The following is a 21,656-nucleotide window of genomic DNA, read 5'->3' on the forward strand; positions in this document are numbered from 1 at the left end:
ATTGCCCCCTCTCGAATCCCTCACTGTGTATAACAAGTAATACGGCAAAAAGTTTGCTAAAGTTTCAATTATTTGCCGTAATCGTATGGAAATCTCTTCATATCACCCCATTATACATGAAAAAAAGCCGCCCAGCCGTAGAATATTTCCACGTAAAGGACAGCTTCTTGGAAGGCTGCTTGCAGCCCCAATACTAATGTTCTAGCTTCATTGTTCCTAATCCGCTGAACTTACAGCGACATTTTATAAATTTCGACAACATCCTCGCGCTGCAGCTTGCGGAAGTTACCGAAAGGACCGAAGCGCATCGCCTTGTCGGCCATGGCCTCAATTTCGGAGTCGTCTATGTTGTAGTCTCCCAGCGTACTAGGAGCCCCAATCGAGCTCCAGAAACGGCGGAGCGCCTCAATGCCTTCGAGTCCGGCCTCTTCGTCGGTCTTGCCGGCAGAATCCACCCCGAACACATTGACCGCAAGCGACTTGAAGCGTGCGGGCTGTGCTGGCAGATTATACTTCATCCAGTTCGGGAACAAAATCGCCAGGCCGCCGCCGTGCGGAATGTCGTACACAGCCGATACCGCATGCTCGATATTATGGGTTGCCCAGTCGCCGGCCATCCCCATGTTAATCATGCCGTTGAGCGCCATCGTGCCGCAGTACATCACCGTCTCGCGCAGCTCGTAGTTTTCCAGGTCTTCGACCAGCTTCGGCGCCGTATCGATCATCGTGCGCAAAATCGTCTCGCAGAAGCCGTCCTGAACCGGGGTATTGGTATCCTGATGGAAATAATGCTCGAGAACATGCGACATAATGTCAACGATGCCGTATACCGTCTGATCGCGAGGAAGCGTGAACGTATGTACGGGATCCAAAATCGAGAACGCGGGATACGCCCACGGGCTTCCCCAGCCCATCTTCTCCTTCGTTGCTTCGTTCGTGATGACCGAGCCCCCGTTCATCTCGGAGCCCGTTGCGGCCATGGTCAGTACGGTGCCAAGCGGAAGCGCTCCTTGCGGGGCAGCCTTGCGCTCGACGAAATCCCACATATCCCCGTCGTATTTGGCTCCGACGGCAATCGCCTTGGAGCAGTCAATGACGCTCCCCCCGCCTACGGCCAGGATCAGATCGATGCTGTGCTCACGGCAGAGCGAAACGCCTTTATGGACCGTGGACAGACGCGGATTCGGCTCAACGCCGGCCAGCTCTGTTACGGATGCTCCCGCTTCCTTTAGCAAGGAGAGGACCTGATCATACAGGCCGCTTCGTTTGATGCTCCCGCCGCCGTATACGAGCAGTACGTTCTTGCCGTATTTCGACACTTCCTCCTTCAGGGCGCTCAGCTTGCCTTTCCCGAATATCAGCCGGGTCGGATTATGAAATACAAAAGGTCTCATGTTGCGTACCTCCAATAAGTGTAATGGGATTGTGCTAATGTGTCTTTGCTGCTCTATCATTTTACCCCATTCCCGTAGGACATAACAAACAGACACCTGACCGAGCGCAAGAGAAGCAATTGCATGCAAGGTTTGGCGCCATCCGTACCCTATCGTTTGGCCATGAAAAAAGCCGTCCCTATGCAAAAGGAGGTTCGAAAACCTGCCTGCGATTTGCATAGGAACGGCCGCTATAGGGGCTCATCCTTCAAGGCTGGTGCCAAAACGGAGATGAAGCTCTCTTAAGACGCTGCGCACATGCTTTACTCCGGATGTTTTGCCTTCGGCTCCGGCATTTATCCCTGGTCCGTCACAAAGCCCATGCTGCTCAAGAAGCGCTTGAAGGCTTGCTGCCCTTCCGCTGTTTGTTTATAAACGCCTGCATGCTCCAGAATCGTGGTGAACTTCTGACCTACCTCCCGGCGTATCCACTCCGCGGCTTCCGCTTTGTCCGACGCGGCCGGCAGACGCTCCCGCAGGCTCTGAATCCATTCGCCGTGAACGGCAAGCGGGTGATCCGGCTGCCGACTGGCGGCGTAAAGCTCTTCGTTGCCGGCTAATATATCGGCGATCAAGTCAAGCTCCACCTTAAGCCGGCCCGGGAGGATGGCAAGTCCCATCACCTCGATCAAACCGATATTTTCCTTTTTGATATGGTGCATCTCGCGGTGCGGATGAAAAATCCCCTCCGGATGCGCTGCACTCGTCCGGTTGTTGCGCAGCACCAAATCCATTTCATACCCGCCGTCCGCATGTCTTCTCGCGATCGGAGTCACCGTGTTATGTCGGACACGCGCTCCATCCGTCTCGCTAAAAGCCAGAATATCCGCTTCCGGGTCACTGTAGGATTTCCAGGCTTCGTAAATTTGGGACGCGCAATCCAGCAGCCGCTGCCGGTCCTTCGAGGCGAGCCGGATTACGGACATTGGCCATTTCACGATGTCGACCGATACACCCGGGAACTGCGAGTGGACGAACCCGAGTACGCGGGGGGCATTCTGGATCGGGAAGTTGTGCCGTCCCCCCTGGAAATGGTCATGCGTCAGAATGGAGCCGCCGACAATCGGCAAATCCGCATTCGAGCCAAGGAAATAGTGCGGGTATATATCCACGAAGCTCAAGAGGCGGGACAGCGTCTCCGTCGTCAGCTTCATCGGAACATGCTCCCGATGAAACACGATGCAGTGTTCGTTGTAATAAACGTATGGCGAGTATTGGAAGAACCACGGCTCCCCGTTCAGCTCAAGCGGCAGGATGCGCAAGTTTTGGCGGGCGGGGTGGTTTACCCTGCCTGCATACCCGACATTTTCGCGGCATAGCTGGCATTTGGGATAGACCGGCGGAGGAAGGAGCTTTGCCATCGCGATTTCCTTCGGGCTTTTTTCCGGCTTGGACAGATTGATCGTGATCTCGATATCCCCGTATTCGCTCAGATGCTTCCAATACTCGTTCTTGGCCACACGGTCCATGCGGATGTAATTGGAGTCGATGCTGAGGTTATAAAACCAGCTTGTAGCCGCCTCAATCCCCTGCTCCTCCTTCAAGGTTTGAAAGGCCTGCTCCACTTCCGAAGGCCTTGCCATCAGCCGACCCATAATTTTGGCATCCAGCAAATCCCGGTACGTATCCGTATTTTCCGGGATGAGGCCATGAGCGGCCCCGTAATCGATCAGCGTATCGAGCAGGGACTGGGGTCCTTCAGGGACTTCATCCTTGACCTCTTCAAGGTACGGCTCGCTGAACCCGAAATCCTCCAGCAGGAGATTCCGGCTGTAGTCGACATCCGCCTCGCGGATCAGGCCTTTCTGCAGGGCATATTTCACCAGCATTTCGATCGCGTACAGGGCCTGCTTTGCTTCGGGAGTGCTTGCAGTTGTCATATCCATCGTTGATCTCCCCCTTGGATTTATCGATTCCCGTAACCATCCGGATGGCTGCTGTGCCATCTCCAGGCGCTTTCAATGATTTCCTCAAGCGTCGTACGCGCCGGCTTCCATCCGAGCACAGCGCGTGCCTTATCGGAAGAGGCCACCAGCACCGCCGGATCCCCGGCCCGTCTGGCTTCCATCACAACCGGAATGTCGGCTCCGGTCACCTTTCTCGACGTTTCGATCACTTCGTTCACCGAGAAGCCCAGCCCGTTGCCAAGGTTGAACACATTGCTGGGCTCCCCGCGCCGCAAATATTCAACCGCCCGCAGATGAGCATCCGCCAGGTCGCTAACATGGATATAATCCCGGACGCAGGTGCCGTCCGGTGTAGCATAATCGCTGCCGAACACCGAAATATGCGGGCGCTGCTTCAGCGCCGTCTGCAGCACAAGCGGAATCAGATGGCTCTCCGGCCGGTGATCCTCGCCGATCTTCCCGCTTTCATGCGAGCCGGCGGCATTGAAATAGCGAAGGGAGACATATTTGATGCCAAGCACCGTATCGAACCAGGCCATCATCCGCTCCATCATCAGCTTGGTTTCGCCGTACACATTCGTCGGCTGCGTCCGATCCGCTTCCTCAATCGGCACCTTTTCAGGCTCGCCATATGTCGCTGCTGTTGAAGAGAAGACGATCTTCCGGACATTCGCTTCATTCATCGCTTCCAGCAGACACAGTGTTCCATAGACGTTGTTGTCATAGTACTTGACAGGGTCCTTCATACTCTCGCCAACGAGCGAGTTTGCTGCGAAGTGGATGACGGCATCGATTTCATTTTCCGAAAACAGCTGCTTCAGCAGCGCCTTATCGCGCAGATCCCCCTCATACAGCTTTCCGCCAAGCAGCGCCTCGCGGTGTCCCGTCTCCAGGCTGTCGATGACAACCACATCTTCACCCTTCTCAAGCAGCTCTGCCACGGTATGCGAGCCAATATACCCTGCTCCGCCGGTTACCAATATAGCCATTTTAGTTGCCCTCCTTTATTTCATGAACGCCGTGACCAACGCCGCATACGTAGAAATCGGCTTTCAGTCCGGTTCTTGCCTCATACTTTCGGCCAACCTCTTCGATAAAGCGCTCCACCGCATCCTCATGAACAAGCGATACCGTACATCCTCCGAATCCGGCGCCGGTCATTCTGGAGCCAAGCGTGCCCGGTATCCGCTGCGCTTCCTCAACCAGGGCATCGAGCTCATCCCCGGTCACTTCATATAGATAGCGAAGCGAGTCATGCGATTGGTTCATGTATTGTCCGAATGCTTCCAGATCGTTATCCTTCAAAGCCTTCACCGAGTCGAGCACGCGCTGGTTCTCTTCAACAACATGCTGGGCCCGTCTGGATACCGTTTCATCCTTGATGGAGTCCCGAACATCCTTGAATTGCTGCGGGTTAAGCTGAGCCAGGTACGACAGCGCCGGAATTTCCTTCTGTAAAATTTCAAGTGCCTTGTCGCATTCGCTGCGGCGTTCATTGTACTTGGAATCAACGAGGCCGCGGCGCTTATTGGTATTGGCAATGACCAGCTTGTAAGCCCCCGTCTGGAAAGGAACGAGCTCATACTCCAGCGTATCGCACATGAGCAGAATCGCATGGTCCTTTCTTCCGTTGGCTACGGCAAATTGGTCCATGATGCCGGAGTTGACGCCGACGAACTGGTTCTCGGCACGCTGGGACAGCTTCGCGATCTCCACTGTATCCGTCTCCTTGCCTTCCATCGACAGGAGGGCATAGGCGGTCACAACCTCCAGCGACGCTGAGGAGGAAAGACCCGCACCATTCGGAATATCGCCATGGTAGAGCAGATCGTAGCCGCTGGAGAGCGTAACGCCAAGCTTGTTCAGCTCCACGATGACACCCGCCGGATAATCCGTCCATTCCTCCGTCTTGGTGCCGATATGCTGCAAGCGGATATCCGCTGTGTGAGCCAGATTCGTTGAAGCCAGCGACAGCTTGTCATCGTCGCGCGGACGGATGATCAAGGTGGTGCCGAATTCCAGCGCCGCCGGAAGAACGTATCCGCCGTTATAATCCAAGTGCTCGCCGATCAGATTGACGCGCCCCGGCGCGTTGAATATCCGGGCCTGATGCTTGCTTTCACCGTGCTTATTCTTAAATGCTTCCATAAGTTGATTTGTGTCCACTGCCAATCACTCCATCCTGTACATATGGTAGATTTACTGATTCAAGTATAGCGAAATTGACGTCTGGCGGTAATGAAGTCTTGTGAGTTACATATGGATTTATGTGACCTTGCAGGATACAATAAGGTTGGATTGCGGACAGCATGACATCAGCTCCACCCCTTGTAGCAAGCAAGCTCGACTCTATGTTAAGGAAGGTCATTTTATTGAAACCGACAACCTATTCTGTTGCATCGAACCCGGCCCAGCCGGAAGCCTCCAGGCTGAGAGTGCGGTTTGCCGGCGAAAGCCAGACGCTCCCCAGGCATGCGCTCGGGCCCAAAATATACGATCATTTCCTGCTTCATGTCATTGAATCAGGCCGCGGAACCTTTCGTACCGAGGCTGATACATACCCGCTCGGGCCCGGAGACTGCTTTCTCATTCACCCGGGGCAGCTTGTCAGCTACGTCTCCGACCACAACGATCCGTGGCGGTACCGCTGGGTTGCCTTTGACGGAGACGCCGCCGCCGTAGAGGTGGAAGCCACCGGCCTGCTGCCTGAGCGTCCGGTCCTCCACATGCCTAGCGAGAGCCGTATTCCCGGGTACATCTCGCGCATACAGGCCGGCTTCCAGACGAAGGAGGAAAGCTCCCACGTGGCCGCCGTCGGCTACCTCTACCTCATTTGGGCCGAAATCATGCGGCTCGGCGGGCGCCCGGCACAGGTTCTGCTGGGCGAACCGCAGGTTCAGCGCACGGTAAAGCAAATGATCAATTATATGACTGCCCAGTATGCGCACCCCGTCTCGATCGAGCAGATGTGTGCGAGTCTCGGTTATAATCGCGCATATCTATCGCGCATCTTCAAGAAAGAAACCGGGATGACCCCCATCACCTATTTGCTCCGCCTGCGAATCGATCAGTCCAAGCGGCTGCTGCGCGAGCGTCCTGATCTGTCCATTGAACAGGTCGCCGCTTCGGTGGGCCTGACGGATCCGCTCTATTTCTCGCGCCAGTTCAAGCGCTGGGTCGGGAAATCCCCGTCCCGCTACCGCAAGGATATCGAGGATACCTCGGCTCAATATCAACCATAGTCCCTGCCGCTTTAGCAAAAAAGCATCCCGAAAGGTCAACCATCTTGACCCGGGACGCTCTTCTTCCAAAGCAATCGATTATACCGTTGTTCTTAAAAAGCATCTCTATTAAAAGCTGCTGCCTGATGTCTAGGACGACTTATCCTCGGTCTCCGTCTTCAGGATCGCTTCGATCCGGTCGAGCTCCTCCTTGGAGAATTCCAGATGATTCAGGGCAGCTACATTATCCTCGATCTGACTCACCTTGCTCGCACCGATCAAGGCCGAGGTTACTCTTCCGCCCCGCAGCACCCAGGCCAGCGCGAATTGAGCCAGGCTCTGTCCGCGTGCCGCCGCCATCTGGTTCAGCGCCCGGATTTTGCGGAGAACATCCGGCGTGATGTTGCTTTCGTTCAAGAAGACCGACGCGCTGGCGGCGCGCGAATCGACAGGAACGCCATTCAAATATTTGTTGGTCAGAAGCCCCTGGGCGAGCGGCGTAAAGGCAATGCTGCCCACACCGTTCTCCTCGAGCACATCCAGCAGGCCGTTCTCTATCCACCGGTCCAGCATGGAATAGCTCGGCTGATGAATCAGCAGCGGCGTGCCGAGATCCTTGAGAATCGCGATTGCTTCCCTCGTCTTCTCAGGGGAATAGTTGGATATTCCGATATACAAGGCCTTCCCGGACCGGACAATGTGATCGAGCGCCATCATCGTCTCTTCGAGCGGCGTCTCCGGATCCATCCGGTGATGATAGAAAATATCAACATAATCCAATCCCATCCGCTTGAGGCTCTGATCGAGACTGGATACCAGATACTTGCGCGAGCCCCAATCGCCATAAGGTCCCGGCCACATATAATAGCCTGCCTTTGAAGAGATGACGATCTCGTCGCGGTACGCCTTCAGATCCCTGGATAGAATCTTTCCGAACGTTTCTTCCGCTGAGCCTGGAGGCGGTCCGTAATTGTTCGCCAGGTCAAAGTGCGTGATACCAAGGTCAAATGCGCGCGTAATCATATTCCGTCCGTTCTCATACGTATCGATGCCGCCGAAATTATGCCACAAGCCGAGCGAGATAGCCGGAAGCTTCAATCCGGATCGCCCGCAGCGGTTATAGATCATGCCTTCATAGCGGTCTTCGCTAGCCACATAGGTCACTTATATCCCTGCCTCTCGATTAAGGTTACGTCCGTTGCAAGAAATATCTTATCCTGTTTTGCCGCCCGTTGACAAGAAAACGATTACAGCTTGGTATGGATCAGCTTGTCAACCTCCGTCATGACCTCGCCGATGCGATCCGCGATCAGGAGTCCCGCCCGATGATCATACGGCGTAGGATCCGCATTCAGAAGGGCTACTTTGCTTCCCTGAAAGTAGGAAACCAGGCCGGCTGCAGGATGTACGGTCAATGAAGTGCCACCGATGATCAACAGATCCGCCGTCGAGATTTCCTGAATCGAGCGCATGAGGATCTTCTGGTCAAGCTCTTCCTCATATAATACAACGTCCGGTCTGATCACCCCGCCGCAGTCCGGACAGCGCGGAACGGTCTCCTTGATGTCCAGAATGTCCTGAAGGCTGAAAAACCGGGAGCATTCCATGCAATAATTGCGATGCACCGAGCCATGGAGCTCCAGCACGTCGGTGCAGCCGGCGCTCTGATGGAGACCATCGATATTTTGCGTAATAACTGCTTTCAGCTTGCCCTCGCGCGCAAGTCTCGACAGCAGGCGATGACAGCCGTTCGGCTGAGCATGGGGATGCAGCATTTTGCTCCGGTAGAAATCATAAAACACCTCAGGGTGCTTCATGAAAAATGAGTGGCTGAGCATAACCTCCGGCGGATACGGAGACTGATGCTCGCTCTGATACAGACCGGCTGCCGAACGGAAATCAGGTATTCCGCTCTCGGTAGACGTGCCGGCCCCTCCGAAAAAAACAATATAATCGCTTGCCTCAATCCATGTTGCCAACTGCTCGATCTTTTTCCTGTTCTCCACTCTTCACACCTCCACACAGCCATAATCGCTGTCGTTTCAGGATTTTGCTAAATTCGATTAAAGCCGCTCCCGGTACAATTTAGAGACGAACCAAACCCATTCGCTCTATAAATTGCTGATTGAAAGCCGCTCTTTGGATTTTATCAAAATCCTCACGTCTATCTATACACCTCTAGTTCATTATAATCGGAGATGACAACATCGGCATCTATCAAATGAGCCGCATCTTCGATATTGTCGCACAAGCCTACCGCCAGGGCTGCCCCCGCCTGCTTGCCCATCTGCATATCCGCGTTGCTGTCTCCGACGACCACCGCCTCCTCCGGCTTGATGCCGAGCAGCCTGCACGCCATCTCCGCCATGTCCGGATGAGGTTTGCCGTTTCGGACCTGATCCCGGCCGATGATAGCCGTAAAGAATGAGCTAAGGCCGAGCCACTCGATATGCTCCATCGCGGCCGCGGTGTCGTCCGACGTAACGACGGCCAGCTTCACGGATGCCTGCGTGCATTTCGTCAAAAATTGCTCGAGACCCGTCATCGGAAAGGCCGGCTTGCGGCGGCGGATTTCATACATGGCATTCTTCGTCATTTGCTTGACTTGAGTAATCGCCTCGTTCCACGGCATGCCTGCGGCATATAGCTGCCAGGCGAGCATGCCCGTCGTTTCCTCCACGGTCCCCATGGCCAGCGGGCCGGTAACATCATAACCGCAGATCTGCCCTTTCGCATCATGCTTCGTCCCGAGCACCTGCTCCCGGGGGCTAGTAAAACCGGCCCCCATCATCGCAAGCTGCTTCTCCATGGAGTCCAGCACATATTCCGCCCATCCTCCCCATAATGTCAAGAAATGGAGCAGCGTACCGTCTTTGTCAAACAGAATTCCTTCACAAGGCACCGATTGTCCCTTTCCTGATATTTGCAGTTTCGGCAATGGATGACCCTCCCCGGTCGTCAAGTTCTACTATTATTAAACCATGAATCGGACGCGGATATAAGCTAAAATCCATCCGAATTTTCCAGTGTGCCGTTCAAACGAAAAACTTCCAATCTTTAGTCAAATATTGTGATTCATGACAATTGAGGCGTGGTAAGTAACAGATACAGCAAAGCAATGATGTCAAAATAAGGAGGATTGGTGATGGCTCAGAACAATAACCGCAAGATGACTAGAGAAGAAGCCGGCCGTTTAGGCGGCGAAGCTACGGCTAAAAATCACAGCCGGGAATTTTACCAGGAGATCGGTAAAAAAGGCGGGCGGGCGACGTCACGCAACCACAGCCGCGAGTTTTACCAGGAAATCGGGCAAAAGGGCGGCGAAGCTACTTCCCGGAATCATTCCCGAGAGTTTTATCAGGAAATCGGCCGCAAAGGCGGACGAAAATAATATAAGTACGAAACGACCTATTTGAACAACCTCTATAAATAAGCAATCCGGGAGGCCTGTTCCCCAATTTGGGGAGCAGGCTCTTTTTTGCCGCGCAGACCCTCGCTCCCCCCATCGCTTCCTATTAATATCATGTAGAAAAACCTACCTTTTTGTGATAGACTCATTTAAAACCTATTTTCGGTGTTAAGAGGTATCCGGCTGCTTTGCCGGAAGACCGCGCTAAAGCGCAACAATTCATAATAGATCTGGGGGGAAACAAGACATCATGACAACCAAAAAAATGCGTTCAGACATGATCAAAAAAGGCTTTGACCGCGCGCCGCACCGCAGCCTTCTGCGTGCCGCAGGCGTTAAAGAGGAAGACTTCGGCAAACCGTTTATCGCGGTGTGCAACTCTTATATCGACATCGTTCCAGGCCACGTGCATCTCCAGGAATTCGGCAAAATCGTTAAGGAAGCCATCCGCGAAGCCGGCGGTGTTCCATTCGAATTCAACACGATCGGCGTGGATGACGGCATTGCAATGGGCCATATCGGAATGCGCTATTCCCTGCCAAGCCGCGAAATTATTGCGGACTCCCTGGAAACGGTCGTATCCGCACACTGGTTTGACGGTATGGTCTGCATCCCGAACTGCGACAAGATTACGCCTGGAATGCTCATGGGCGCCCTGCGCGTCAATATCCCGACGGTATTCGTCAGCGGCGGTCCGATGAAGGCTGGCGTGGACAGCAAGGGACGCAGATTGTCGCTGACCTCCGTCTTTGAAGGCGTCGGCGCTCACCAAGTCGGCAAAATCGACGATAAAGAGCTGCTCGAGCTCGAACAGTACGGCTGTCCTACCTGCGGCTCCTGCTCCGGCATGTTCACCGCCAACTCGATGAACTGTCTGGCCGAGGCTCTCGGTCTGGCGCTCCCGGGGAACGGTACGATTCTGGCCATTGCCGAGGAACGCAAGGAGTTCGTAAGACAATCGGCGAAGCAGCTGATGGAGCTCGTGAAGATGGATTTGAAGCCGCGCGACATCGTAACGATCGAAGCGATCGACAATGCGTTTGCGCTCGATATGGCTATGGGCGGTTCGACCAATACCGTTCTGCATACACTCGCCCTTGCGCATGAAGCTGGGCTGGATTACCCGCTGGAGCGGATTAACGAGGTGGCTGACCGCGTGCCGCATATCTCCAAGCTGGCTCCGGCTTCGGACTATTTCATCGAGGACGTGCACACGGCCGGCGGCGTCAGCGCCGTGCTGAATGAGCTGCTGAAGAAGCCGGGCGCGCTTCACGGGGACTGCATTACGGTAACCGGCAAGACGCTTGCCGAGAACGTGGCCGGATGCGAAATTCAGGACACCGACGTCATCCATCCGATCGACCGTCCTTATTCCGAACGCGGCGGCCTGGCCGTGCTGTACGGCAACCTTGCTCCGGAAGGCTCGATCATTAAAGTAGGCGCAGTCGACCCGTCGGTTGGCGGCTACCACAAGGGTCCTGCCATCTGCTTTAACTCGCAGGAAGAGGCACTTGAAGGCATTGCGAACGGGAAGGTCAAGGAAGGCCACGTCGTCGTGATTCGCTACGAGGGTCCGAAGGGCGGACCGGGCATGCCGGAAATGCTTGCGCCTACCTCCCAAATCGCCGGTATGGGCCTTGGAGCGAAGGTCGGCCTGATTACGGACGGACGCTTCTCCGGCGCATCCCGCGGCATCAGCATCGGCCATATTTCACCGGAAGCGGCTGAGGGCGGCCCGATCGCATTCGTCGAGGACGGGGATATCATCGAGCTTGATCTGAACAACCGGACGATTCAGCTGCTCGGCGTAAGCGAAGAAGAAATGGCTGAGCGCCGCAGCAAATGGGTCGAGTTCCAGCCTAAAGTGAAAACAGGTTATCTGGCCCGCTACTCCAAGCTGGTTACGAACGCAAGCTCCGGCGGCGTCATGAAAATCTAATACAACAAAAGGGTTACTCCCTCAGATCATAGCGGTCTGTAGGAGTAACCCTTTATTTTTTCGAAAATAATTCTGAAATGAATCTGTCATTATTGCATAGGTTCGTACCCTGATATGAATCTGTTACCATTACATTCTCGATGCAGTGGCACCCGCTATCGTTAAGTCCACAACCTGCTCTTGCGCCAGCTCATGAGGCTCTTCGGTCGGCGGCTTAACCGAAGGCGTCCGCTTTTCCGCGTAGCGCTCAATCAGTACCTCCACAGGCATCATCAGCATTTTCGGCTCCATGACCTGGCTTCCTTCCTTCAGTCTTGCTTGGCCCTTCGGATGAATCACGCTTAGCAGAAGCTTTAGGTACAGACGTGTCGAGCTTGCAAACAGTCCGGACGGAAGATCGAGCACATGGAATCCGAACTGCTCGGGTCCGCGGGATATCATGCTGACCCCGTACAGACCGCGAACTTCCTTAAATTCGGGCCGTTCCAGCACCATATTCGCCAGAGTCGGCAAATCCTTCTGCACCGCACGGATCATCTGAATGGCCAGCTGCATCTCCGAACGGGAGCGGCTGCCGATCTGGTATAGCTTGCGATTATCAAAATGAAGCTCCAGCACCTGATCTCCTTTATCCAACCGGGTGCCGTCCTCCATCACGACCGGCTTGCCTGTATAGGCACGCTTGCGGAAATGAAGCATCGGATCGTCAGGCGTGACGGTTTCCAGCGAGAACAGGGCGTGAAATCCCTTTTCCCACAAGAGCCAGACAGAGACGAGCATACGCTTCAGGAGGGACACCTTCTTCACCTTCGACTTGCTTTCCTTGGCCATCATTTCGTCCACGCGGATACTTCTCATTCCTTTCTGCTGTGCGACCTCCAGCACCCGCTCCAGCGCGATGAGCATCTGCTCCGGCGCATCCGGATTGGCACCCATGGTTGTGCCGCAATCGTGCAGCAGCATGACCTCCCCGCCGCGAAGCTTGGCCAGGATTCGCTCCGTCAATCGGTCGGCACCGATTTTGCTGCGCCAGTCACTGAACATGGAGGACCACAATATGATCCGACATCCCGTATTCTTGGCAAAATCGAACAGATTCACAATTCCCCAAGGCGGCCGATAATAGGTCGAACGTTCACCGGTTATCTCGTAAATGATATCATCCGTCCGCTTCACCTGCTTGCGGACCGTGACCGGTCTCATCAGCCAGTTGCTCTTATGGACATAATTGTGGATCCCGATCAGATGGCCTTCTCGGTGAATCCGTCTGACAACCTCCGGATGCTTCTCGGCATGGGAACCGACAACAAAGAAGGTTGCCTTCATATCATACCGCTTCAATAAATCAAGCAGTCTTGGCGTATATAACGGATCTGGACCGTCGTCAAAGGTCAAGGCAAATTCATTCGTGCCTGAGCCTCTGCGGAATACGCGGAAACCGAATATCCGGGTCAGGATGCCGGGAATAAATGCATAAAACGATGAAAGATAAAACAACCATAGCAGTAGTGTCTGCATGCTAACTCCCCGCTTTTTATTTCTATTTCTAAGTAACTCCCCTATATTATTTTAGCATAGCACATTGAGAAATAGGCTTTTTTTTCTTAAATCGTGTACAATGGTATCAATTATTATAGTTTAAAGGAGCCGATACTCTACTATGCTTCCCTTGTACAAAAAATATTGGAGAACCGCATTCGATATTGGTTTAATCGTACTCACCGTGTACCTGATTATGTTCATATTCAGTAAGCTTTACCAGATCGCCGCCCCTGTGTTCCTGTCCTTTCTGGTATTTCTGATTATTGAACCGTTCTCCAGATTTCTTCACCGAAGGGGCCTTCCAAAGCCCTTTGCCGCAGCGATATCGGTTCTGCTCTTCCTGCTGATTATCCTCGGGATCTTGTTCGGAGCGGGAGCAATCATTGTATCCCAATTCCTGCACCTTCAAGATAATCTGCCGGACTACACGAGGACCCTTCAGCGCCATTTCTCGGAAACGGTATTGTTCCTGCAGAATAAGCTGGAGGCGCTGCCGCCGGATCTTACGCTTCGTTTGAACGGATATTTTGAGGACATCACCAACATCGCGACCGAGGCGGCCCAATCGTTCCTACATTATATCGTCGGCTTCATGGGTTCGTTCTCCGCTTTTATCGCTAATTTCGGGGTCGCGATTATTCTCGCCTTCTTCTTGAGCACGGAAATCGGGAGCTGGCGCAAAATTGCCAAAGATAAAACCCCGAAAACCTTCAAAACCGCATTCCTGTTCCTGAAGAATAACGTCTTCAAAGCGATCGGTTCCTATTTGAAGGCACAATTGAAGCTGGTGAGCATCACGTTTGTGATCGTATATATCGGGTTGCTCATTCTGGGAACGGGGAATTCCTTGTCCATCGCATTGATTTGCGCCGTGTTTGACGTGTTGCCGCTGCTTGGCGTTCCCGTCATTCTTATTCCATGGATTATCTATTTGTTCATCGTCAGCAACACGGGGCTTGCGGTCGGCTTGATCGTTCTTCTTTCCGTGGTCGTCATCTCCCGCCAGCTGCTGGAGCCGAAGATCACGGGCAATTCCATCGGCGTGTCGTCGGCATTTCTCATGCTGTCCTTCATGATGATCTCCCTGTCGATATTCGGGGTCGCAGGACTGATCCTGGCGCCGATTCTGCTCATTCTTATTAAAGAGCTGATTGCGCAAGGTTATCTGCAGCAATGGATTCATCTGCCAAGCGAAGAATTCGATGTCTCCCCATGGGAATTTACTCCATCGCCGGACAAGCCCGAAACGGATCCCGCTTCCGATTCGGATCCCGATTCAGTTCACGATTCCGATGACGATCCAGATCCCGATTTGGATCCGGACTCCAACGAAGCGAGCAAGTCTGCAACCTGACCGAAGATGTCGGTTGCCTGATTGCGGCTGTTCGGACTCCGATTCTCGACCAGCACAGCGATCGCATAACGAGGTTGCTCCACAGGGCCGTACCCGATAAACCACTGGTTATTTCGGGGACGGCCCTTTATCGTTACCTGGGCGGTTCCCGATTTGCCTGCCAGTTTCCATTTCCGGTCTTTTAAGGAGGAGCCTGTCCCATCCTGAACAACATCCTCCATCCACTCCAGCAAAATGGATGAGGTTCTTCGGGAAATCCCTCCCTTGGCCGGCCGTTCTGCCAGCAGGTTTGCCTCCTTAAGCAGCTGTCCGTTGGCATAATGGATCTGCTTCAGAATGCGGGGCCTCGTCTTCACCCCGCCGTGAAGCAGCGTCACAACCGCATTCGCAGCCTGGAGCGGCGTAACCGCCGCATCCCGCTGTCCGATCCCCGTTTGTACCCGCACACCGGCATCACCCGCATCGGCCTTGTCTGAGAAGACGGTCCCTTTCTGTTCAAGATCCAGCGGCCGCAAGGTGGGGAGCCCCAGAAAATCTCTGGCCTCCCAGCCGACGGTTTGACCAAAGCCAAGGGCCGCTGCCGCCGACTGCATTTGGGACGCCGTCAACCGCTCTGAAAGTGCAGCAAAGACGACATTGCACGATTCCGCGAAGCCTTCGCGCAGTCCGATCGTCCCATGTCCCCCTTCCTTCCAGCAGGACAGCCCGAACTTCCCGTACTCCCCATCACAGTGAAACACCTCGTCCTCTGTGCTCAAGCCGTGCTCGAGAACCGCCGCAGCCGTGACCAGCTTGAAGATGGATCCGGGTGCCTTCGCCTTGATCCCGCGATTTTCCCAGGCCCCGTCTTCAGGCTGAATCGACTCCGGATTGTAAAAAGGCCTCGAAACCATCGCTACGATATCCGCGTTACGGGTGTCCAAAACAACGACGGCCCCCTCCTTCATGCCTGCGGTCTCGGTCAATTGCTCGATCCCTTGCTGGATCTTAGCGTCCACGGTGGTGACGACGCGCAGCGGATAATAGGGATTGCTGGGCGCCTTGACCATCGGTTTCAGATCCTGTATGACTTCATTGCCGCTATTAACGGGATAATACACAATCGTTGAACCATCGCCCCGGATCAGCGCATCCAAGGTTTTTTCCAATCCGCTGGTCCCCGTAATCTCCGGTTCATCTTGATAAAACAGGCTTTCTTTTCGCTGGCCCGACACGAATCCCAGCCACTGCATGCCCGACTGCCGGTTTCCATATCGCTGCTCGTAAGGAAGAATTTTGACCTTGGGCAGATGGAGCTCCTGAATTTGCAGGATCTGATCCTTGGACAAGGTAAGCGGAATGGCAGCATTTTTTCCATGCCACAGCTGGGGCTCCCTCTGTTTCCCCCACACTTGCTTCAAATGCTTCGCATCCGTTCGCAGGATCTTGGCAAGGCGATCGATCTGGGTTTTTGAATCGTTTAGCTCCTTCTCCGTTACAGGGAACAAGACGGCTGCCCATGTGAGTCCGCCTGTCAGGGCTTGTCCATGCCTGTCGGTAAAATGGCCTCGCCCGGAATCGAGCACGATCCCTCGCTCGCGCTGAATAAGCGATGCTTCCACCATCGTATGCCGGCTCCCCGGCACCCGCTGATGCTTCATCACCAGCTGGACCCATGCCAGGCGAACCGTCACGATCATCAGGAGCACGGTCAATATGATCCATCCGTATTTTATTCTTCGGTTACGGACCAGCCTCATCAATTCTCTACCTCCACGCGAATCGTTGATGTCCATTATTTCCATTTGCATCGGGAAACAACCCACCATGCTTACAGACTTAGGATTCGCGTGAGCCCTTAGTATTGACCAAATCGCCTAAATTAATGGCTTTCTTCTTAAAGCCCGTCCTATCGCTTCATAACCTTGGTTGCTGCCGGAAGAAGGGCATAGGTTGCTTTCGGCTCGGAGCGAATCAGAGCGAGATACGGATCGAAAACGCGAGATACCGAGCGGGATACGGAGCGGGATACGGAGCGGGATACCGAGCGGGATACCGAGCGGGATACCGAGCGGGATACCGAGCGGGATACCGAGCGGGATACCGAGCGAAAAAACAGGAGCCCCGGTCGCTTCGACCTGCGGGCCCCTGTTTTTTCGGATTACAGCCTAAAACGCGATAGCGTCTCTTTAAGCTCATTGGATACATTTTCAAGCTTGGTGGATAGATTCACCAGCTGATTGCTGACGCTCTGCTGCTCCGTAGAGAGGGAAGCAACCTCCTCCGATGTTGCAGAGGATTCCTCGGCCACGGCGCTCACATTCGTCATCGCTTCCGACAGCACGCTTTGGGATTGATTCAGCTCGTCAATGGAATACGTGACCGAATCCAGCCGTTCGATAAACTCGACCATTTGCTGCTGGACCGATACGAAGATATCGTTCGTTTCCTTGACGGCATCGATCTGGCCCTTGAACAGCGGATTGGCATCAAGCAGCACTTGGACCGTCTCGTTCATTTCAGCCATGATGCGGTCCGTGATCTGACTTACCATGTCGATCGATTGTCTGGACTGGTCCGCAAGCTGCCTGATTTCATCGGCTACGACCATGAATCCGCGTCCGGCGGCACCGGCTCTGGCAGCTTCAATCGTAGCATTCAACGACAGGATATTAGTCTGCTTCGTAATATTCTGCAATACATCCAACACTTTAGCTACCGAAGAAGTCGTCTCCTTGAGCCCATCCACCTTATGCATCATGGAGCGTGTCATATTCTCGGTCTGATGAGTCTTATCAAGCAAGTCGCTTAAATGCTTCGTGCCGAGCTCACTCGCGCTTTCAACATGACGGGCCGATTTGCCCATCTCCTCATTGGCATTCACGACGATTTCCATCTGCTTCGAAATATTGTTCGTCAGATCGCTGCCCCGTTCCGCTTCCACAGCCAAGCTGCTGGCTCCGTTCGCGATTTCTTCCGTGGCGATGGCGATCTCCTTCGCGGAAAGAGCCGTCTTCTTGGAAGCATCGCTAAGCTCCGCAGCGGTCTTCAATACATCCTGAGCCGTGTTGTTCGTCTGCTGTACGAGCGAAGTAATCTGCTCCATCATATCGTTGAAGCTCGCGGACAGCTGACCGATCTCATCCTGGCTCTTATGATCGGTGCGGACGTTCAAGTTGCCCTTCGCCCCTTCCTTCATCAGAAGGTTGAGCTTGCCCAGCGGACGGGCGATCATCCGCACCATCCATAATCCGATCAGGATCGCCACGATCACGTCAACAACAGCGACAATCAGCGTAATCATCAAGATGCTGTTGGCATCCTTCGTCAATTCGCCGGTCTGTACGGCGCCAATCAATCTCCAATCATTGATGCCCAGCGTATTGTAAACCGCAAGAACTTCTCTTCCGTTCGCATCCTGAGTTCTCAGACTGTCCGTCTTCGACTCCTCAGAAAGCTCCTTCGTAAAGGTCCACTCGGTCGGAGCGGCAACCTGATCAGGCTTCGCGGACGATACAACCGTCCCGTCCGGGCTTACGAGCTGAAGCTCCCCGTTGTCTCCGAGATCGATGCCCTCCAATTGCTGATCGAGGATGGACGAATTCAGCTCGAACATCACGACATATTTGGAGTTCAGGTTGTTCATGGAGCTTAATGCCCGTGCCACCGTAAAGTACGGCGCTCCGCTGTCCTCCGCCGACGGCAGCCATACGACCTTCTTGGTCCCCTCGATAAGCTCCTTGTACCATGCCTGCTCAAAGACGGTCTGCGATGCCTTCGAGGATTGTCCTGCCGAGAAAATCCGCTCCCCTTGGGCTGGAATCAAATACATCGCCCGGATCGAAGAATCCGAATTGATCTGATTGGAAAGCTTGTCCCGGATTTCCCGCTCCATCGTAAATCGATCATAATCGCTCAGATTCGTGCCCGATACTTCATCAAGCAGCTTCTGCAGTTCAACATCGTAGAATATCGACCGGCCTGCGCTCTCATACTTCTCCAGGATGATGTCGATCTTCTCCGAGGTCTGAATGATGGTCTGCTGGTTGGCATTCGCCGCATTCTTCTCAATCGTGCTTCTCGCCTTGTCATAGGACAACCAGCCTAATACGATAACGAAGAAGACGATGGCGGCAAAAAAGATCAAAAACAGCCGGATCCCGACGGATTTCGATGGATTGACCGGCATCCGCGCTACGGCTGCCCCCATGGAAGAAAACATCGACTTGGCATTATGTATTCCTTGTGAAACCGAAGGGCTCTTCTTGGTCTTATCCCCGTTCTTCTGCTTCCCTCCGGGTTTCTTATCTTTCTTCGGCTTCTGTTCATGCTGTTCTACTCCTGACATTTTGCTGTTCACCTACCACAATCATAGTATTAAATCTTGGATACGTTATCAAAAGGATCCGCGTAACGTATTCGTTACTTTATATTTCGTCAATTGGGGGTGTTTTCCTTTGGCTTTTCGCAAAAAAATAATCTGTTTTTCCTAATTATTTTTAATAAAAAAGAATCCAAGGTCCGTCTAACGACCTTGGATTCTTTTTTGTGTAGTTCCATAGAACCATAAAATTCTAATTTTTGCGTTTTCGCATCATGTCAAAGAAGCGCACCGGCTGATCCACTTTCATCCGCACCAGCTGCAGCGGATGGCGGGCTGCATCCAGTTCTTGACCGTGCTGGTCTTCGATCCGGCCAACAGCCTGTTTAAAGAACGTTCCGTCCGGACCGAAAAACTCGATTTCGTCGCCCGGCTTGAAATGATTCCGCTGCTGGATCACGGCAATTCCGGTCTCCTCGTCATACTCCATGACCAATCCGGCGAAATCGTAAGGGACGGCCTTTTCTTCCGGCTCGTAGATATGATCCTCATGATCCGGCGTGTCGTAGAAAAATCCGGTATTGAGCGGGCGGTTGGCCGCCTTATTAATCTCCTCGATCCATTCCGGCTTCAATACATAATTCTCCGGATCGGCCATGTAGGAGTCGATTGCCTGCCGATAGACGTTCACGACCGTGGCTACATAGTGAATGGACTTCATCCGGCCCTCGATCTTAAAGCTGTCGATCCCCACTTCAATGAGATCCGGAATATGCTCCAGCATGCACAGATCCTTCGATCCCATCGTAAACGGATTGTCCTGCGGCTGAAACAGCGGAATCTGGGTCACTCCCGGCTTGAACGGGGCAGGCGCAGGAGCGGCCTGCTGCATGAGCTGGTCTTCTTCGGATACCCAGCCTGCCGCATCCTCTCTTCCGTCTTCGAACAGATCGTATTTCCAGCGGCAGGACTGGCAGCAGCCTCCGCGATTCGAATCCCGATCGGTGAAATGGTTCGAGAGCACGCAGCGGCCGGAGAACGAGGAACACATCGCGCCATGGATAAAGGCCTCGATTTCGATATCGACATGCTCCTTGATCGTCGCGATCTCTTCAAGGCTCGTCTCCCGGCCCAGAACGACGCGGGGGAGCCCTTCATCCTTCCAGAATTTCACTGCCTGCCAGTTGAGCGTTGATTGCTGGGTGCTCAGATGAACCTCCAGCTTCGGTGCAGCTCGCTTAGCCACCTCTATGATCGCAGGATCGGCGGCGATAATGGCGGCAATACCCGCATCCTGCAAGCTCCGCAAGTATTCCTCGATTCCTTCAATATCTTCATTATGGGCATAGATGTTCGTTGCAACGAACACTTTTGCACCATACTTGGCCGCAAACTCTACGCCTTCCTTCATTTCCTCAAAGCTGAAATTATCCGCATTGGAACGAAGGCCGTATTTCTGTCCGCCAATATATACAGCGTCTGCACCGTAGTGCACCGCAAATTTCAGTTTCTCCAAATTTCCGGCCGGGGCGAGCAGCTCCGGCTTGTCCAGGCGATAGCGTTTGCCTTTGTATTTTGGCTGTGCCATAGCTTCCATGCTGTCCACTCCTTAATAAACTTGTTCCTTATAGAAGAATCCAAACGACAATTCCCGCTCCGGATCCTGCACCTCACGAATCGCATCAAGCCATTCCTCCTGAAACGCATAGCTTGACGGATCGGCTGCGTACGTATCGATTGCCTTGCGATACGTACGGAGGACAATCTCATTGTAGTGTCGGGGTTTCAGCAAAGTCTCTACCTTGAAGCTGTCCACCCCTGCTGCCATCAGCAGATGCAGGTCCTCAAGAATACATATATCTTCGGAACTCATAATATGCGTGCCGTTCATATCCTCATAGATCGGATACTTCTCGTCCTGCCGCTCCGCTTCAATGAGGAACAGCCCCCGCTCTTTGCCGAGGTTCCCTTCCTCCACCGGTCTTCCCTGATGAGCCATGTAGCTCTTGACCAGACGGCGTTTGGAGTGGTAAATATTCGTCATGCCATGAATCTGCACCTGGGCCTCAAGCTCGAGGCGGGGCTTCATTTCGGTTACCTCATCCATATTCAGTTCACGCGCAAGGATGACGCGTGAAGCGCCTTTGTTTCCCCAATAGTTGGCTGTGGAGTAATTGGTCGCCGTCATTTCGGCGTTCCAATGAAGCTTGACCTTCGGAGCATGCTCCTTGACTGCGGTCAACACCGATGGGTCGTTAAATTCAACAGCATCGATCCCGATCTCTCCCAGCGACCGGATATAATCCGGCAGATCATTCGACAGCTCATTGGTCATTAGATTGTTCACGCACACATAAATGCTGCTGCCGCGGCTGTGCGTCAGCTCGGCAGCCTCACGGATTTCCTCTAAGGTCATGCTCCCCGGCAGCCTCATGCCGAAGCGATCCTCGCCTACGACGACAGCGTTCGCCCCTGCATCCAGGTAAGCTCGCACTTCAGCCGTCGAACCGGCTGCAGCCAGTAATTCGGGTTTGTTACTCATTTTAGGATT

Annotated in this window: 16 protein-coding genes; 4 read left to right on the plus strand and 12 right to left on the minus strand. The window is 53.7% G+C overall.

The features are described from left to right. Window positions 1-230: 230 nt before the first annotated feature. The 4 genes from NST44_RS27655 to NST44_RS27670 all read right to left on the minus strand — a co-directional run bounded on the left by NST44_RS27655 (window position 231) and on the right by NST44_RS27670 (window position 5,506). Window positions 231-1,394, minus strand: a complete 1,164-nt coding sequence (locus NST44_RS27655; protein WP_007129276.1) for an iron-containing alcohol dehydrogenase — start codon at window positions 1,392-1,394, stop codon at window positions 231-233. Window positions 1,395-1,729: 335 nt separating this feature from the next. Next, window positions 1,730-3,319, minus strand: coding sequence for a UDP-glucose--hexose-1-phosphate uridylyltransferase (locus tag NST44_RS27660; protein WP_213614309.1), 1,590 nt, complete (start codon window positions 3,317-3,319; stop codon window positions 1,730-1,732). A gap of 20 nt (window positions 3,320-3,339) precedes the next feature. Then, window positions 3,340-4,329: a UDP-glucose 4-epimerase GalE gene (galE, locus tag NST44_RS27665; protein WP_144870983.1), complete on the minus strand. Its 990-nt coding sequence runs from the start codon at window positions 4,327-4,329 to the stop codon at window positions 3,340-3,342. Between the two features lies 1 nt (window position 4,330). After that, window positions 4,331-5,506 (minus strand): galactokinase, encoded by a 1,176-nt coding sequence (locus NST44_RS27670; RefSeq protein ID WP_144870985.1) that lies wholly within the window; start codon window positions 5,504-5,506, stop codon window positions 4,331-4,333. A gap of 185 nt (window positions 5,507-5,691) precedes the next feature. Between NST44_RS27670 and NST44_RS27675 the strand changes: the two genes are divergently transcribed. Beyond that, window positions 5,692-6,582 (plus strand): AraC family transcriptional regulator, encoded by an 891-nt coding sequence (locus tag NST44_RS27675; RefSeq protein ID WP_210095598.1) that lies wholly within the window; start codon window positions 5,692-5,694, stop codon window positions 6,580-6,582. A gap of 129 nt (window positions 6,583-6,711) precedes the next feature. Here the strand turns inward: NST44_RS27675 and mgrA are convergent, their stop codons facing one another. The 3 genes from mgrA to NST44_RS27690 form a co-directional block, all read right to left on the minus strand. Next, on the minus strand, window positions 6,712-7,725 hold the full coding sequence (gene mgrA / locus NST44_RS27680; protein ID WP_007129271.1) for an L-glyceraldehyde 3-phosphate reductase: 1,014 nt from the start codon (window positions 7,723-7,725) through the stop codon (window positions 6,712-6,714). Window positions 7,726-7,808: 83 nt separating this feature from the next. Next, window positions 7,809-8,567 carry an NAD-dependent protein deacylase gene (locus NST44_RS27685; RefSeq protein ID WP_210095596.1) on the minus strand — a complete coding sequence of 253 codons (759 nt, stop codon included), beginning with the start codon at window positions 8,565-8,567 and terminating at the stop codon, window positions 7,809-7,811. Between the two features lie 158 nt (window positions 8,568-8,725). Next, window positions 8,726-9,499 (minus strand): HAD family hydrolase, encoded by a 774-nt coding sequence (locus NST44_RS27690; RefSeq protein WP_007129269.1) that lies wholly within the window; start codon window positions 9,497-9,499, stop codon window positions 8,726-8,728. Window positions 9,500-9,706: 207 nt separating this feature from the next. Here NST44_RS27690 and NST44_RS27695 point away from each other — a divergent pair, with 207 nt between their 5' ends. Both NST44_RS27695 and ilvD read left to right on the plus strand, forming a co-directional pair. Further along, on the plus strand, window positions 9,707-9,952 hold the full coding sequence (locus tag NST44_RS27695; RefSeq protein ID WP_007129268.1) for a KGG domain-containing protein: 246 nt from the start codon (window positions 9,707-9,709) through the stop codon (window positions 9,950-9,952). 268 nt (window positions 9,953-10,220) lie between these two features. After that, entirely contained in the window at window positions 10,221-11,909 is a 1,689-nt protein-coding gene (gene ilvD / locus NST44_RS27700) for a dihydroxy-acid dehydratase (RefSeq protein WP_007129267.1), read from the plus strand. Window positions 11,910-12,038: 129 nt separating this feature from the next. On the opposite strand, the gene NST44_RS27705 is transcribed toward ilvD, so the two are convergent. Further along, window positions 12,039-13,427, minus strand: a complete 1,389-nt coding sequence (locus NST44_RS27705) for a polysaccharide deacetylase family protein (protein ID WP_028405009.1) — start codon at window positions 13,425-13,427, stop codon at window positions 12,039-12,041. Between the two features lie 142 nt (window positions 13,428-13,569). Between NST44_RS27705 and NST44_RS27710 the strand changes: the two genes are divergently transcribed. Beyond that, window positions 13,570-14,805, plus strand: a complete 1,236-nt coding sequence (locus tag NST44_RS27710; protein ID WP_340901163.1) for an AI-2E family transporter — start codon at window positions 13,570-13,572, stop codon at window positions 14,803-14,805. On the opposite strand, the gene NST44_RS27715 is transcribed toward NST44_RS27710, so the two are convergent. From NST44_RS27715 to NST44_RS27730, 4 genes are all read right to left on the minus strand, one after another. Further along, window positions 14,733-16,544, minus strand: a complete 1,812-nt coding sequence (locus tag NST44_RS27715; RefSeq protein ID WP_210095594.1) for a peptidoglycan D,D-transpeptidase FtsI family protein — start codon at window positions 16,542-16,544, stop codon at window positions 14,733-14,735. The genes NST44_RS27710 and NST44_RS27715 overlap by 73 nt on opposite strands. A 401-nt stretch (window positions 16,545-16,945) precedes the next feature. After that, entirely contained in the window at window positions 16,946-19,132 is a 2,187-nt protein-coding gene (locus tag NST44_RS27720) for a methyl-accepting chemotaxis protein (RefSeq protein ID WP_007129263.1), read from the minus strand. Window positions 19,133-19,358: 226 nt separating this feature from the next. After that, window positions 19,359-20,702, minus strand: coding sequence for a peptidase U32 family protein (locus tag NST44_RS27725; RefSeq protein ID WP_007129262.1), 1,344 nt, complete (start codon window positions 20,700-20,702; stop codon window positions 19,359-19,361). 12 nt (window positions 20,703-20,714) lie between these two features. Further along, the gene (locus NST44_RS27730) at window positions 20,715-21,647 is read right to left on the minus strand and encodes a peptidase U32 family protein (RefSeq protein ID WP_210095593.1); all 933 of its coding nucleotides are present in this window, start codon (window positions 21,645-21,647) and stop codon (window positions 20,715-20,717) included. Between the last annotated feature and the right edge of the window lie 9 nt (window positions 21,648-21,656).

This window comes from Paenibacillus sp. FSL W8-0919 (assembly GCF_038003785.1).
In the GTDB taxonomy this organism is placed as follows: Bacteria; Bacillota; Bacilli; order Paenibacillales; family Paenibacillaceae; genus Paenibacillus_AQ; species Paenibacillus_AQ lactis.

Excerpts from the sequence above, each read along its gene's own strand:
- NST44_RS27695 (WP_007129268.1), top strand. The coding sequence starts at position 9,707 with ATGGCTCAGAACAATAACCGCAAGATGACTAGAGAAGAAGCCGGCCGT.
- ilvD (WP_007129267.1), top strand. The coding sequence starts at position 10,221 with ATGACAACCAAAAAAATGCGTTCAGACATGATCAAAAAAGGCTTTGAC.
- NST44_RS27705 (WP_028405009.1), bottom strand. The coding sequence starts at position 13,427 with ATGCAGACACTACTGCTATGGTTGTTTTATCTTTCATCGTTTTATGCA.
- NST44_RS27675 (WP_210095598.1), top strand. The coding sequence starts at position 5,692 with ATGTTAAGGAAGGTCATTTTATTGAAACCGACAACCTATTCTGTTGCA.
- NST44_RS27660 (WP_213614309.1), bottom strand. The coding sequence starts at position 3,319 with ATGGATATGACAACTGCAAGCACTCCCGAAGCAAAGCAGGCCCTGTAC.
- NST44_RS27720 (WP_007129263.1), bottom strand. The coding sequence starts at position 19,132 with ATGTCAGGAGTAGAACAGCATGAACAGAAGCCGAAGAAAGATAAGAAA.
- NST44_RS27730 (WP_210095593.1), bottom strand. The coding sequence starts at position 21,647 with ATGAGTAACAAACCCGAATTACTGGCTGCAGCCGGTTCGACGGCTGAA.
- galE (WP_144870983.1), bottom strand. The coding sequence starts at position 4,329 with ATGGCTATATTGGTAACCGGCGGAGCAGGGTATATTGGCTCGCATACC.
- NST44_RS27710 (WP_340901163.1), top strand. The coding sequence starts at position 13,570 with ATGCTTCCCTTGTACAAAAAATATTGGAGAACCGCATTCGATATTGGT.
- NST44_RS27715 (WP_210095594.1), bottom strand. The coding sequence starts at position 16,544 with ATGAGGCTGGTCCGTAACCGAAGAATAAAATACGGATGGATCATATTG.
- NST44_RS27655 (WP_007129276.1), bottom strand. The coding sequence starts at position 1,394 with ATGAGACCTTTTGTATTTCATAATCCGACCCGGCTGATATTCGGGAAA.
- NST44_RS27725 (WP_007129262.1), bottom strand. The coding sequence starts at position 20,702 with ATGGAAGCTATGGCACAGCCAAAATACAAAGGCAAACGCTATCGCCTG.